This is a genomic window from Ancylobacter mangrovi, assembly GCF_024752335.1.
Lineage (GTDB): Bacteria > Pseudomonadota > Alphaproteobacteria > Rhizobiales > Xanthobacteraceae > Ancylobacter > Ancylobacter mangrovi.
The window spans coordinates 105,441-118,985 of sequence record NZ_JANTHY010000001.1 but is presented as its reverse complement, the minus strand read 5'-3'; the positions used below and the strand labels follow the sequence as shown (position 1 = coordinate 118,985).

Annotated in this window: 12 protein-coding genes; 5 read left to right on the top strand and 7 right to left on the bottom strand. The window is 69.1% G+C overall.

The window, feature by feature from the left end; translation table 11 throughout:
- Nucleotides 1-48: 48 nt before the first annotated feature.
- A complete protein-coding gene (locus NVS83_RS00515; RefSeq protein WP_258737578.1) occupies nucleotides 49-1,251 on the bottom strand; it encodes a 2-aminoethylphosphonate--pyruvate transaminase in 1,203 nt (400 codons plus the stop codon).
- A 190-nt stretch (nucleotides 1,252-1,441) separates the two neighbouring features.
- Here NVS83_RS00515 and NVS83_RS00510 point away from each other — a divergent pair, with 190 nt between their 5' ends.
- Complete coding sequence (locus NVS83_RS00510; protein ID WP_258737577.1) at nucleotides 1,442-2,347, top strand: LysR substrate-binding domain-containing protein; 906 nt, start codon at nucleotides 1,442-1,444, stop codon at nucleotides 2,345-2,347.
- A 21-nt stretch (nucleotides 2,348-2,368) separates the two neighbouring features.
- Here the strand turns inward: NVS83_RS00510 and pdxR are convergent, their stop codons facing one another.
- The 6 genes from pdxR to NVS83_RS00480 form a co-directional block, all read right to left on the bottom strand.
- A complete protein-coding gene (gene pdxR, locus NVS83_RS00505; RefSeq protein WP_258737576.1) occupies nucleotides 2,369-3,877 on the bottom strand; it encodes a MocR-like pyridoxine biosynthesis transcription factor PdxR in 1,509 nt (502 codons plus the stop codon).
- Nucleotides 3,878-3,960: 83 nt separating this feature from the next.
- Entirely contained in the window at nucleotides 3,961-4,782 is an 822-nt protein-coding gene (locus NVS83_RS00500; protein ID WP_258737575.1) for an ABC transporter permease, read from the bottom strand.
- Nucleotides 4,783-4,784: 2 nt separating this feature from the next.
- The gene (locus NVS83_RS00495) at nucleotides 4,785-5,645 is read right to left on the bottom strand and encodes an ABC transporter permease (RefSeq protein ID WP_258737574.1); all 861 of its coding nucleotides are present in this window, start codon (nucleotides 5,643-5,645) and stop codon (nucleotides 4,785-4,787) included.
- Complete coding sequence (locus NVS83_RS00490) at nucleotides 5,642-6,724, bottom strand: ABC transporter ATP-binding protein (RefSeq protein WP_258737573.1); 1,083 nt, start codon at nucleotides 6,722-6,724, stop codon at nucleotides 5,642-5,644. Before NVS83_RS00490 ends, NVS83_RS00495 begins: the two co-directional genes overlap by 4 nt.
- A gap of 78 nt (nucleotides 6,725-6,802) precedes the next feature.
- Nucleotides 6,803-8,002: an ABC transporter substrate-binding protein gene (locus NVS83_RS00485; RefSeq protein WP_258737572.1), complete on the bottom strand. Its 1,200-nt coding sequence runs from the start codon at nucleotides 8,000-8,002 to the stop codon at nucleotides 6,803-6,805.
- A gap of 119 nt (nucleotides 8,003-8,121) precedes the next feature.
- Nucleotides 8,122-9,063, bottom strand: coding sequence for an aminotransferase class IV (locus tag NVS83_RS00480; protein WP_258737571.1), 942 nt, complete (start codon nucleotides 9,061-9,063; stop codon nucleotides 8,122-8,124).
- A gap of 286 nt (nucleotides 9,064-9,349) precedes the next feature.
- On the opposite strand from NVS83_RS00480, the gene NVS83_RS00475 reads away from it, so the two are divergent.
- The 4 genes from NVS83_RS00475 to larB are packed head-to-tail and all read left to right on the top strand — an operon-like array spanning nucleotide 9,350 to nucleotide 13,473.
- Nucleotides 9,350-10,645, top strand: coding sequence for a nickel-dependent lactate racemase family protein (locus NVS83_RS00475; RefSeq protein WP_258737570.1), 1,296 nt, complete (start codon nucleotides 9,350-9,352; stop codon nucleotides 10,643-10,645).
- Nucleotides 10,642-11,952 (top strand): nickel pincer cofactor biosynthesis protein LarC, encoded by a 1,311-nt coding sequence (larC, locus tag NVS83_RS00470; RefSeq protein ID WP_258737569.1) that lies wholly within the window; start codon nucleotides 10,642-10,644, stop codon nucleotides 11,950-11,952. Before NVS83_RS00475 ends, larC begins: the two co-directional genes overlap by 4 nt.
- Nucleotides 11,942-12,733 (top strand): ATP-dependent sacrificial sulfur transferase LarE, encoded by a 792-nt coding sequence (larE, locus tag NVS83_RS00465; RefSeq protein ID WP_258737568.1) that lies wholly within the window; start codon nucleotides 11,942-11,944, stop codon nucleotides 12,731-12,733. Before larC ends, larE begins: the two co-directional genes overlap by 11 nt.
- Nucleotides 12,730-13,473, top strand: coding sequence for a nickel pincer cofactor biosynthesis protein LarB (gene larB, locus NVS83_RS00460; protein WP_258737567.1), 744 nt, complete (start codon nucleotides 12,730-12,732; stop codon nucleotides 13,471-13,473). The genes larE and larB overlap by 4 nt, the downstream gene beginning before the upstream one ends.
- Nucleotides 13,474-13,545 lie beyond the last annotated feature (72 nt).

Sequence of the window (13,545 nt, the reverse complement as noted above, 5' to 3'; positions counted from 1 at the left end):
GCGGCGAACCTTACGGACCGGCAGGTGGATAGCACCCGTTCAGGACGATCAGGCGACGAGCCGCGCGCGCTCGCCCAGAACGTGGGGCGCGGGCGCCGCCGAGGCGACGCCCATCTCCTCCAGCGAGCGGCACGCCGCCTCGACCACCGCGCGCATGACATGCGCGTCGAAATGGCCGATGCAGCCGACGCGGAAGCTCTCGACCGCCGTCAGCTTGCCCGGATAGATCAGGAAGCCTTTCGCCTTCATCAAATCGTAGAAGCGCGGGAACGAGAAGTTCGGGTCCGCCGGGCAGAAGAAGGTGACGATGATCGGCGAGAGCCAGCGCTCCGCCAGCAGGGTCTCGAAGCCCGCCGCGCGCATGCCGGCGACCAGCACGTCGCGGTTGTTGGCATAGCGCGCGCCCCGGCCGGCGACGCCGCCCTCGGCCTCATGCAGATGCAGCGCCTCGATGAAGGCGGCGACGACATGGGTGGGCGGGGTGAAGCGCCACTGGCCGGTCTTCTCCATCACCTTCCACTGGTCGTGCAGGTCGAGGCTCAGCGAATGGCAGTTGCCCTGCGCCGCCTCCAGCTCGCTCTTGCGGGCGATGACGAAGCCGAAGCCGGGCACGCCCTCGATGCACTTGTTGGCCGAGGAGACGAGCGCCTCGTAGCGCAGCGCGTTCACATCCGCCGGGACGGCGCCGAAGGCGCTCATCGAATCCACCAGCAGTTTTCGTCCGCGAGCGTAGACCGCCTCGGAAATCTCCCGGACGGGATTGAGGATGCCCGAGCTGGTCTCGCAATGGATGACCAGCACATGGGTGATCGCCGAGTCGGCGTCGAGCGCCGCCGCCACCTCCTCGCCGCGCGGAGGCAGGTAGTCGCCCTTGTCGATCAGCGTGTGGGCGCGGCCGAGATAGCGCAGGATCTGCGCCGCCCGCAGCCCGTACGCGCCGTTGGCGAGCACGAGAACCTTGCCCTCGCGCGGCACCAGCGTGCCCAGCATCGCCTCGACGCAGGCCGTGCCGCTGCCCTGCATCGGCACGCAGTCGAAAGCGCCGTCGCGGTCGTCGATCAGCGCCAGAAGCCGGCGGCGCAGCTCTGCCGTCAGCGCCCGGAAATCGCCGTCCCATGAACCCCAGTCGCGCAGCATCGCCTGCTTCACCGTGGCCGCAGTGGTCAGCGGGCCGGGCGTCAGAAGATAGGGCTCGCCCAGCATCGGCGGCTCGAAGGCCGTCGCGGCGTCGTCAATCGTGCCATCGGACATGGCCGGGCCTCACGAAAGGACATTCATCGTCCCGTCATGATGGCGTGCGCAGGTTTCATTTGAGAAATCGTTATTTTGTATCCATATATAAACTGGAGCGATGATCGGCCAGTCATCCGGCCGGCACGCTCGCGAACCGTCCTTCCCGCGACCCGCGGCTTCCTGCCGCCCAGCACAGGCCCGCGACGCCATGCGCTACGTGCAGCTTCGTGCCTTCCACTATGTCGCGATCTCCGGCGGCTTCTCGCGCGCTGCCGCCGAGCTGTTCCTGACCCAGCCGGCCATTTCCGACCAGGTCCGCAAGCTGGAATCCGAATACGACATCCTGCTGTTCAACCGCGAGCGCAAGCAGGTCACGCTAACCCCCGCGGGCGAGAACCTGCTGCAGATCACGCGGCGCATGTTCGACGCCGAGAACCAGGCGCTGGAATTGCTGTCGGAATCGCGCGCGCTGCGCGCCGGCGTGCTGCGCATCGTCGCCGACGCGGCGCACCACATCCTCCACATCCTGCACGCTTTCCGCGAGAAATATCCCGGCGTAATGGTCACGATCCGCTCGGGCAACACCGAGACCGTGGTCGAGAACCTTCTGAACTACGAGGCCGATATCGGTGTGCTCGGCGACCTCAATCCAAGCCGGGAGTTCGACATCATCCGCCTCGACGCGACCCCGATCACCGCCTTCACCGCGCGCGACAACCCGCTGGCCCGCCGCGACGCGCTCTCCTTCGCCGAGCTCGCCACTCTGCCGCTGGTCGGCCGCGAGGTCGGCTCCAAGACCCGGCGTCGCCTCGAGGAGAGCGCGGCCAGGGACGGCGTGCAGCTCAATTTCATGATCGAGGCCGAGGGCCGCGAGGCGGTGCGCGAGATCGTGGCCTCCGGCCTCGGCGTCGGCTTCGTCTCGGAAGCCGAGTTCGGGCTCGACCCGCGCCTCGTCAAGATCCCGATTCGCGGCGAGCCGGTGCTGATGGAAGAGGCGCTGATCTGCCTCAGCGAGCGCAGCCAGGCGAAGACGATCCGCGCCTTCCTCGACCTCGCGCGCACGCTCGCGCCGCGCGAGGCCCCGCAGCCGTCACGCCGACGCGCGGGCACGTGACCCCGGCCGGCCTTCGCGCGGTCAGTCGCGCAAGGCGCCGGGCGTGCGGGTGAAGATCGAGCGCAGCACCTCGACCCCCTCGTCCATCTGCTCCTCGCTGAAGGCGCTGAAGCCGAGCGTGATCAGGTGATCGACCTGCGCCTCGCGGGCGAGTGCCGAGATCGGCAGGATCTCGAGCCCGCGCCGCGCCGCCGCCTCCGCCAGCCTGCGCCCGCTCAGCCCTTCGGCGAGCTCGGCGATCACCTCCATGCCGGTATTGGTCGGCGTCGCCCGCAGCCAGTCGGACAGCCGCCGCTCCAGGCAGTCCAGCAGATGCTCCTGCCGGTGCGCGTAGAGGCGGCGCATGCGCCGGACATGGGCGGCGAGATAGCCGTCATCCATGAAGCGCGCGACCAGCGCCTGTTCGAGCATCGGCGAATAGCGCCCGACGATGGCGCGGGCGGAGACGAAGGCTTCGACCAGCGCGTCGGGCAGCACCGCGAAGCCGAGACGCAGGCCCGGGAACAGCATCTTGCTGAAGGTGCCGAAATAGAGGACGCGCCCTTCGCGGTCGAGCGCGTGCAGCGCCGGCATGGGCCGTCCGCCATAGCGGAACTCGGTGTCGTAGTCGTCCTCGAGGATCCAGGCGCCGGCGGCGCTGGCCCATTGCAGCAGCGCGTGGCGCCGCTCGAGGCTCAGCTCCATGCCGAGCGGGAACTGCTTGGAGGGCGAGACATAGGCGAGGCGGGCATTCGGCGCGCGCGCCAGCCCCTGCGCGACAACGAGGCCCTCCTCGTCGACCGGCAGCGGTATGGGAACCGCGCCGGCGGCAGTCGCGGAGGCATAGATGCCGTCATATCCGGGGTCCTCGCACCAGACCTGCTCGCCCGGGGTGAGCAGGATCCGGCAGGCGAGGTCGACCGCGTGCTGGGCGCCGGCGAAGATGACGATGTTGTGCGGCCGGCAGGTCAGCCCGCGGCTGAGCGCGACATGCTCGGCGATGGCGACGCGCAGCGGCTCGTAGCCCTGCGGGTCGCCCTCCCCCAGCAGTTCGCCGGCCGCGCCGGGATCGAGCTCGCGGTAGAGATTGGCGGCGAGGCTTGCCCAGCGGCGGACCGGGAAGGTGTCGACGGCGGGGAAATTGGCGCGGAACGGCACCGGCCGGCGCATATGGCGCAGCGTGGAGGGCGCGTGGGTGATCGCGGAATCCGGCGCGAAGCAGCGGTTCATGTTGCCGGCCGCCTCGATGGCGGGATTGATGCGCGCCGGCGCCTTGGCCGGAAGCTGCTCGGGCAGGTCGTGGACGACATAGGTGCCCGACCCCGTCATCGGCTGCAGGAAGCCTTCGGAAATCAGGTGGTCGAAGGCCAGCAGCACGGTATTGCGGGAGACGCCGAGCAGGCGTGCGAAGTCCCGGGTCGAGGGGAGCTTCTCGCCCGGCTTGATCGATCCAGCGGAGATTTCGCCGACCAGCCGGTGATAGAGCTGCCGGTGCAGCGGGAGGTCGGTGCCTCTCTCGATGTCGAGAGCGAGCGAATCCAGGAGATGCACGGCGCCTCCACGATCTGGGTGGCCGCCGAAACGCAAGATTCGCGCCACGCCTGCCCGCGCCACGACGGCCCTCTCCGCCCCTCTCACACGGCGCTGCGTTCGCGCTCCGGCCGGTGCCCGAAGGTGACGGTGCCGGTCAGCATGAGGACGAACATGACCGCGAGCAGGAAGAACACCACCAGGTTGACGCAGGTGGCGAGCGCGTAGAGCTCCGGTTTCACCCCGTAGCGCAGCGCGCCCCAGGCGGCCGACGGCAGGGTCGGCGTCGCCCCCAGCAGGTAGAAGGAAATCTCCAGATTGTTGAAGGACATGATGAAGGTGACGATGAAGGCCCCGAACAGGCCGGGCCAGACCAGCGGCAGCGTCACCTCGAAGAAGGTGCGCATCGGGCTGGCGCCGAACACCATCGCCGCATCGTCCAGCCGCCAGTCGTAGCGGTAGAGCTGGGTGGCGATGATCAGCAGCGCGTAGCTGAAGCAGTGCACCGCATTGGCGAGGATCGCCGAGCCGAGATTGCCCGGCAGGCCGAGGAACAGCCCGTTGAAGATGAGCGAGGAGATGCCCAGCAGCACCTCCGAGACGAAGAGCGGGGCGACGAACAGGGCGAGGTAGAGCGGCGCGCGGCGGCCCGCATGGCGCAGGAGGCCGATGGTCGCCAGCCCCGCGAGCAGAGTCGAGAGCGCCGCTGCGCACAGGCCGATGATGATGCTGTTGCCCAGCGCCGCCTGGTAGAGCGAGTTGGAGAACAGCCGCCCCATGATGGTGAGCGTCCATTTCGGCGGATAGGGAAAGGTGTAGTTCCGCGCGAAGCTGGCGAGCGCGATGTGGATGATCGGCAGGTAGAGGAAGAGATAGCAGAGCGCCACCGTCCCCAGCAGCAGCGTCCTTGCGGGCCTGAAGCGCATCCTCATCCCCTCCCGAAGCCGGTGAAGCCGGTGCGGCGCAGGTCGAGCAGCCGCGCCACGACCGCGACCAGCAGCACGCAGACGGCGAACAGCACGACACCCATCGCCGCCCCCAGCGCCCATGTGCCGCTCTCGGCGAATTGCTGGGCGATCGCCATGCCGAACAGCGTGCCGTTCGGCCCGCCGAGAAAGCGCGGCGCCAGCGTCGCCGACAGGCAGGGGATGAAACACAGGGCGAAGCCGATCAGCGTGCCGAACAGGTTCAGCGGCCAGGTGACCTCGAAGAAGGCGCGCGCGGGACTGGCGCCGAAGATCTTGGCGGCATCGATCAGCCGTTGGTCGAAATTGAGCAGCGAGAGATAGATCACCGTCACGACAATCGGCAGATAGAGGTAGATGAGGCCGATGGCACTGGCGAAGTTGGTGTACATGATCACCCTCAGCGGCGCGGCGCCGAGCGACATGAGCACCCCGTTGAGCAGGCCGATCGGCCCCAGCAGCCCCTGCAGCGCGATGATGCGCAGCACCTCGCCGGTGAGGAACGGCACGGCGAAGGCGAGTGAGAGCAGCAGGCGGTAGCGCCCGCCATACAGGATGATGCCATAGGCGATCGGCCAGGCGAGCACCGTGCAGATCACCGACACCGCCGTCGCCATGAGCAGCGAGCGCAGCAGGAAGGTCTGGTAGGCGGTCTCGGTCGCCAGCACCCGGTAGTTGTTCAGGTTGAAGTCCTGGATGATGTGGTAGTTCTCGGTGCGCCAGATGCTGAGCACCAGCATCGACAGCAGCGGCAGCACGAACATCGCAACCAGGAAGACGCTGGGAATGCCGAGGAAGATGGCCGGTGCGAAGCGCCCTCTCACTGGTCGCCTCCCGCCTGCGCGAACAGGTCGACATCGGCCGCGTCCCAATAGGCGATGACCTCGGCGCCGCCGGGCAGTTCCGCGCCGTCGCGCGGCCGGCTGGCGATGAGCTCGCCGCCGCTCCAGCTCAGCACGTATTCGGCATAGGCGCCGCGCAGGATCACGTGGCGGATTCGCGCCGCTATCGTGTTCGCGCCCGCGGCCGCCCCGGGCTCGGCGAGCTTCAGGCGCACCTTCTCGTTCTTCACATAGGCGACGACGTTATCGCCCTCGCCGATGCCGGGCCGGGCGGCGGTCTCGATCAGAACGCCCTCGCCGCGAATGGCGAGACGATCTCGCGCCTTCGCGGCGACACCCTCGAAGCGGTTCGAGCGGCCCACGAACTGGGCGATGAAGGCCGTCTTCGGGCGGTCGTAGATGTCGGTGCGCGAGGCGAAATCCTCCACCCGCCCGCCGCGCACCACGGCGATGCGGTCGCTCATGCTCAGCGCCTCTTCCTGATTGTGCGTGACATAGATGAAGGGGATGCCGAGCGCGGTCTGGTGCCGGCGGATCTCGACCTCCATCTCCTGGCGCAGTTCGCGGTCGAGATTGGCCAGCGGCTCGTCGAGCAGCAGCACCTTGGGCCGGCCGACCAGCCCGCGACCGAGCGCGACGCGCTGCTGCTGGCCGCCCGAGAGCTGGTTCGGATAGCGCTTCTCGAGGCCGCGAAGGGCGAGGATGCCGAGCACCCAGTCCACGCGCTCGGCGATCTCGCCCTTCTGCAGCTTCAGCATGCGCAGCGGAAAGGCGAGGTTCTCGTAGACCGTGCGGTGCGGGAACAAGAGGAATTCCTGGAACACCATCGCCACGCCCCGCCGGTGCGGCGGCAGGTGGGTGACGTCCTCGCCGTCGATGAGGACACGGCCCTGGGTCGGCGTTTCCAGCCCGGCGATGATGCGAAGGAGCGTCGTCTTGCCCGAGCCGCTGGGGCCGAGCAGGGAGACGAACTCATGCTTGTCGATTGCCATGTCGACGCGGTCGACAGCCCAGACGCTGCCGTACTGCTTGGATACGCCGTCGAGGGTTATGTAGGCCACGCCGCACTCCCGGATGAAAAGAGACAGAAGCTGATGCCCGGGCCGCCGGAGCGCACCCGGGCGATGGCTTCGGTCCGATCAGGCGGCCTGCATGCGCGACCAGACACGCTCCCATTTCTCGGTCGAGGAGGGCTGGTCGAACATGTACATGGTCGACAGTTCCTCGGTGCGGTCCATCAGATAGAGCTTCTGCTCCTCCGGCGTCGAGATCGGGCGCAGGTCCACCGTCGCCGAGGTGCCGGCGATGAGCGAGATCTTCTTGATCGTCTCGGGAGCGAGGAAAGTGTCGATGAAGTCGTAGCAGAGCGCGAGCGTGCCCGGATCGGTGACGCCCGAGGTCACGAGCCAGGTGTCGACCCAGCCGAGCCCGCCCTCCTTCGGCACGAGATGGTGGGCGAAGTCGAGATCGGTCTCGCCCTTCATCTTCTTCTGCACCAGCACGCGATAGATCTGGGCGAATTCCGGCGCCGCGACGATCGCGCCGCTCTCCAGAAGCTGCTGCAGCGTGGTGTTGTCCTGGTAGCGGGTGAGCAGGAGCGGCTTCTGCTGGATCAGCAGCTTCTCCACCTCCGCCAGCTCCTCGTCGGTGAGGACGTAGGGGTTGAACGGCTTGCCGTCCGGGCGCGGCTTGTCCTTGGTGCCCATGCGGGTCGCCACCAGGATGCCGGTAAGGGCGATGTTCTCCTCGAAGCGCGCGCTGGTCGACAGGCGTCCGGCATAGGCCGGGTCGAACAGCACCTCGATGCTCTGCACCTTCTCCTTCGGCACCTCGGCGGTGTTGTAGGTGGTGCCGTAGCTCCCCCAGCACCAGGTGACGCCGAAATGCTCGCCCGAGGTCTGGTCGGTCAGCAGCTTGTAGCGGTCGGGCTTGAACACCGGGTAGACATTGGCGGTGTTGGGGATCTTGGCGTAGTCGATCGCCCGGATCAGCTTCTCCCGGAAATAGAGGCCCGGCCAGTAGCCGTCGGCCTGCACCAGATCGAAGTCCTTCGTGCCGCCGACGCGCAGCTTGTTATAGGCTTCGGAATTGCCGTCGAAGAAGGTCGGCGAAAACTTGACCTTGTGCTTGTCCTCGAAGGCCGAGACGATTTCGGGAACGGCGTAGCCCTCCCACATCAGCGCGCGCAGCTCGGTCGGCGCCGCCGAGGCGGGCCGGATATAGGGTGCGGCGACGGCGGTCACGGCGCCGGCCGCGAGCGTCTTCAGCACGGTGCGGCGATCGGCGGACAGCGCGGACGAGACCGCCGCGTCGCACGAACGAGACTTCGATTTGGTCATGGTCAGGCCCTCTGGTTTTTCGAGATTGGCGGGATTGCTTCCCTGCGGGACCCATGCCTTGTGCGTTTCCCCTCCGGGCGGTCTGGCGCCGCCTCAGCCTGCGTGTCACCTGTCGCCGTTCAGGCCGCGAGCGCGAACGGGTTGTCGGCGTCGGCGTAGTTGACCGGCGTCATGTGCCAGCCTTCCTTGTGCTTGCGCCAATAGGTCTCCTTCAGCTTCGCGCTGATCGGCCCGGGCCGGTCGTTGCCGTAGATGCGCTCGTTCACCCGCGCGCAGGGCATCACGCCGCCGGCGGTGGTGGTGGTGAACACCTCGTCGGCATCCATCAGGTCGTCAAAGGTGATCGGCCCGACCTCCGGCTCGAGGCCGAGCTCGGGGCAGATGTCGAGCACCGACAGGCGCGTCACCCCTTCCAGCGCGCCGCGATCCGGCGTGATGACCTTGTTGCCCTTGACGATGAAGACGTTGAAGCCCGCGCCCTCGGTCAGGAAGCCGTCCTGGTCCAGCAGGATGGCGGTGTCGAAGCCCTTGTCGTTGGCCTCGAACATGCCGCGCGTGAAGTCGCGCCACATGTAGTTCTTCAGCGTCGGGTCAAGCGAGCGGGGCGAGATGCGCGGCACCGACGCCACCAGCAGATGCGCGCCGCGCTCCTGCACCTCCGGCTTGATGACGTCGACCCACGGCACCGCATAGGCGATGAAGGTGTTGTCGCAGTCGAGCGGGTTGCGCGAGCCGTAGACGCTCGGGACGCCGCGGGTCGAGACCATCGCGACGAAGGCGTCCTTCAGCCCGCTCAGCGCCACCACGCGCCCGAGGATGTGGCGCATCTGCTCACGGGTGACGCCTGGATCGAGCCGGTAGCCGGCCAGCGACTTGTGGAAGCGGTCGAGGTGGTCCTCGAGGCGGAAGAAGCCGCCATCGGTCACGTGGACGACGTCATAGGTGACGTCGGAATGCACGAAGCCCCAGTCGCCGACCGGAATCCTGGCCTCGGAGATCGGCACATAGGTGCCGTTCATGTAGGCGGCGCCCTTCGAGTAGTCGGGGCTCGACTCGCTCATGGTGTTCTCCTTCCAATTTCCGCACCGGGCGGACCGGAGACAGCTTTCCTCTCAATGGCCCCATCAAAAAGCACCGCTTCGCAGGAAACGGACGGTACCACTTCCATCGCGGCGGGCCGGCCGTCCGGGTGCCCTTCCCGGGCACCGCGTCCCTTGCTTCGCGCGCGGGCGTGCGCATATGTCGGCAGGCCGACTCTTTTGCGCGGCGATCCTGATATGATCGCGCGCGGCGCGTCTCGCGCCATCGTCCCCCGTGTCGGCAAGCAAGGCCCCGGACCTGAGTATCATGGCAGACGCCCGATCGATTCCCCTGCTCTTCGGACGCGCCGGCATCGAGCTGAAACTGCCCGAGGCGGCGCGCCCGCAGATCATCCAGAAGGCGCACCTCCCCCGGCTGCCGGACCCGCGCGCGGCGCTGCAGGACGCGCTCGACACGCCGATCGACGCCCCCCCGCTGGCGCAGCTCGCGAAGGGCCGGGCCAGCGCCTGCATCCTCATCTGCGACATCACCCGGCCGGTGCCGAACGGGCTGTTCCTGCGGCCGATGATCGAGACGATGCACGCCGCCGGCATCCCGCTATCCGCCATCACCGTGCTGGTCGCCACCGGCCTCCACCGGCCGAACGAGGGCGCGGAGCTCGCCGAGCTGGTGGGTGACGACTGGGTGCTGGAGAATGTCACGGTCGCGAACCATTTCGCCCGCGACGCCGAGGCCCATGTCGACCTCGGCCCGACGCCGACGCGCGCGACGCCTGTCTTCATCGACCGCCGCTTCGTCGAGGCAGAGCTGCGCATCGCCACCGGCCTCGTCGAGCCGCATTTCATGGCCGGCTGGTCGGGCGGGCGCAAGGTGGTGGCACCGGGCGTGGCCGGCCACCAGACCATCCGCACCTTCCATTCGGCGCGGTTCATGGAGGACCCGCTGGCGGTCCAGTGCAATCTCGTCGGCAACCCGCTGCACGAGGAGCAGCTCGAGATCGTGCGCAAGATCGGCGAGATCTACGCGCTTAACACGGTGCTCGACGAGGACCGCAACCTGGTCCACGTGACCTTCGGCGAGATCATCGCGAGCCATCTGGCGGCGGTCGACTTCGTCACCGCCGCGACGCGCATCGAGATGCCGCGCAAGTTCAAGACCGTGGTCACCACCTCGGCCGGCTATCCGCTCGACAAGACCTACTACCAGACCGTCAAGGGCATGGTGACGCCGCTCGACATACTGGAGCCGGGCGGCACGCTGATCATCGCCTCGGAATGCTCGGAAGGCTTCGGCTCGGAAGAATTCCGCGACGCGCAGGCGCGCCTGGTCGAGCTCGGGCCGGAGCGCTTCCTCGCCACCATCAGCGCCAAGTCGCTGGCGGACATCGACGAATGGCAGACCGAGATGCAGCTCAAGCCGATGCGGATCGGCCAGATCCAGCTCTACACCACCGGGCTGACGCCGGAAGAGCGGCGGCTGACGGCGGTTGAGATCGTGCCATCCCTCGCCGAGGCGGTGAGCGCCAGCATCGCGCGCCACAACGATCCGGCCGTCGCGGTGATCCCCGAAGGCCCCTATGTGGTGCCGGTCCACCGGGCATGATCCGGCGGCATGTGCATCTCGACGCGGTGGGCGGCATCGCCGGTGACATGTTCGTCGCCGCAATGCTCGATGCGCTGCCGGAGCTCACGGGCCGCGTGATGGGCGACGTCGACGCCGTGCTGCCGCCGGACGTCGGCAGGGCCCGGCTGGTGGACGGGCTGAGCGCCGGCATCCGCGTGCGGCGTCTGGTCTGGCAGGGCGAGCCGGACCACGTGGACGAACCTGCCCACGGACATGACCACCCGCATGCGCACGAAGCGGCCCACGGAAGCACCCATGAGCGGGGGCACACCCACGGCCACGACCACGTGCATGGCGACCACCCACATGGCGATCACGCCGCCGACAGCGGCACCTTCGCCGAAATGCGGGCGCGGATCGCCGCGGCCCCGCTTTCGGCCGGCACAGCCGAACAGGCGATCGGCATATTGACGGCGCTGGCCGAGGCGGAGGCACACGTCCATCGCATGCCGGTCGAGGACGTCCATTTCCACGAGATCGCCGACTGGGATTCGCTGCTCGACGTGGTGGCGGCCGGCAGCCTGATCGCGGCGCTCGGGGATGCGTCCTGGAGCGTGTCGGAGCTGCCGCTGGGCGGCGGCACGGTGAAGACGCGGCACGGCCTGATGCCGGTGCCGGCTCCCGCCACCGCACGGCTGCTGGAAGGCTTCGCCTGGCGCGACGACGGCGTGGGCGGCGAGCGCGTGACGCCGACCGGCGCGGCCATACTGCGCCACCTGCGCGCCGGGTGGCAGCGTCCCGGCGGACGGCTCGCCGCGACCGGCACCGGGGCCGGCACGCGCGAGCTTCCCGGGATGCCCAACATCCTGCGTGCGATGGTGACGGAGGTTACGGAAGCCGTGGAGGCGCCGGCCGACGAGACGGTCGCCGAGCTCGCCTTCGACATCGACGACATGACCGGCGAGGAGATCGCCAGCGCCGCTCAGCGGCTGCGCGAGATCGACGGCGTGCTGGACCTCTCCCTGGTTTCGCTGATGGGCAAGAAAGGGCGCCCGTTCAGCGGCTTCCGCCTGCTGGTGCGGCCGGACGCGCTGGACGACGTCGCCGCGCGCTGCCTCGTCGAGACGTCGACCATCGGCCTGCGCTGGCATATGGTGAGCCGGCGCCGGCTGGGGCGTGCCGCCCGCAGCGTCGCGACCGACGAGGGCCGGCTGCGGCTGAAGGAAGTTGTGCGCCCGGACGGTCGCGTCACCCGCAAGGCGGAGAGCGACGACCTCGCGGCCCGCACGCTCGGCGAGCGGCGCGAGATCAAGCGCCGGATCGAGGACGAACCCGATGAACGCTGAGGCGATCGAGCACCGGCTGGCAGCGGCGCTGGCCCGCCACGCGCGGCTGACGGTGGCGGTCAGCGGCGGCGTCGACAGCATGACGCTCGCGGCGCTCGCGCAGGCCCATCGGCCGGCCGGCGCGACGCGGATGGTGCACGCCCTCTCCCCCGCAGTGCCGGCGGCGGCGACGGCGCGCGTGCGGGCGCGGGCCGCGCGCGACGGTTGGCGGCTCGAGGTGGTCGGCGCCGGCGAGTTCGAGGACCCGCGCTACCGCGCCAACCCGGTCGACCGCTGCTACTACTGCAAGACGCACCTTTATGACCGCATCCGCGAGCTGGCGCCGGAAGGCGCCATCGCCTCGGGTGCCAATCTCGACGACCTCGGCGACTATCGGCCGGGGCTGACGGCGGCGGCCGAGCGCGGGGTGATCCATCCCTTTATCGAGGCTGGCATCGGCAAGGACGCCATCCGGCTGCTGGCGCGCCGTCACGGGCTCGACGAGGTGGCCGAGCAGCCGGCCGAGCCGTGCCTGTCGAGCCGGGTCGAGACCGGCATCGCGATCAGCGCCGCCGACCTTGCCTTCATCGAGCAGGCCGAAGCCTCGCTCGCCGCCGCGCTGCCCGCCAACGCGACCCTACGCTGCCGCATGACGGCGCGCGGCGTGATGGTGGAGCTCGGCGAGGCCGCGCACATGCCCGCCGTCGACATCGTGCGCCGCCTGTGCGGCGAGGCGGGTCGCGCCTTCGCGGGGGTCCGACCCTACCGGCGGGGCAGCGCCTTCCTCGGAGCGCCGGCATGAGCGAGCCCGGCGGATCGCACATGGATTCCGACGCGCGCCGCGACCTGCGCATGGACTGGGAGCGCGAGGCCCGCACCGGCATGCCCGAGGCGGTGCTGTGCGAGCCCAAGAGCGCCGACCAGATCGATCGCATCGTCGCCGGCGCGAAGACGGCCGGCCGCGCCCTGCTGCTGACCCGGCTGTCGCCCGAGCACCACGGCCTGCTGGCGGCGCAGACCCGGGCGGCGCTCGATTACGACGCGCTTTCCGCCACCGCCATCGTGCCGGCGGCGCACGGACCGGCGGCGCTCATTCCCGGGATCGGCATTGTCGGCGCCGGCAGTTCGGATGCACCCGTGGCCCGCGAGGCAGCGCGCACGCTGACCTTCTGCGGCTTCGCCGCCCCGACCATCCTCGACGTCGGGGTCGCGGGCATCGACCGGCTGCTCGTCAACCTGCCGCAGATCCGCTCCTTCGACGTCGTCATCTGCGTGGCGGGCATGGAGGGAGCGCTGTTCAGCGTGCTCGCCGGCCTTGTCGAGGCGCCGGTGATCGCGGTGCCGACCTCGGTCGGCTACGGAGTCGCCGCCGGCGGCACACTGGCGCTGCACAGCGCGCTCGGCGGCTGCGCGCCCGGCGTGGTCGCGGTCAACATCGACAACGGTTTCGGCGCCGCGGCCGCCGCCATCAAGATCATGAAGCGTACCCACCGCATGGTCGAAGCCGCGCCGACCGACCGCACGGAGACGGCCGCGAGATAGGGCGGCCCCTGGCCGCCACCTCGGAAAAAAATCGCCCGCCGGGGCACCGAATGTCGAACGCAAGACATTCCG

Excerpts from the sequence above, each read along its gene's own strand:
- NVS83_RS00485 (WP_258737572.1), bottom strand. The coding sequence starts at position 8,002 with ATGACCAAATCGAAGTCTCGTTCGTGCGACGCGGCGGTCTCGTCCGCG.
- NVS83_RS00480 (WP_258737571.1), bottom strand. The coding sequence starts at position 9,063 with ATGAGCGAGTCGAGCCCCGACTACTCGAAGGGCGCCGCCTACATGAAC.
- NVS83_RS00475 (WP_258737570.1), top strand. The coding sequence starts at position 9,350 with ATGGCAGACGCCCGATCGATTCCCCTGCTCTTCGGACGCGCCGGCATC.
- larB (WP_258737567.1), top strand. The coding sequence starts at position 12,730 with ATGAGCGAGCCCGGCGGATCGCACATGGATTCCGACGCGCGCCGCGAC.
- NVS83_RS00500 (WP_258737575.1), bottom strand. The coding sequence starts at position 4,782 with ATGCGCTTCAGGCCCGCAAGGACGCTGCTGCTGGGGACGGTGGCGCTC.
- larE (WP_258737568.1), top strand. The coding sequence starts at position 11,942 with ATGAACGCTGAGGCGATCGAGCACCGGCTGGCAGCGGCGCTGGCCCGC.
- larC (WP_258737569.1), top strand. The coding sequence starts at position 10,642 with ATGATCCGGCGGCATGTGCATCTCGACGCGGTGGGCGGCATCGCCGGT.
- NVS83_RS00510 (WP_258737577.1), top strand. The coding sequence starts at position 1,442 with ATGCGCTACGTGCAGCTTCGTGCCTTCCACTATGTCGCGATCTCCGGC.
- NVS83_RS00515 (WP_258737578.1), bottom strand. The coding sequence starts at position 1,251 with ATGTCCGATGGCACGATTGACGACGCCGCGACGGCCTTCGAGCCGCCG.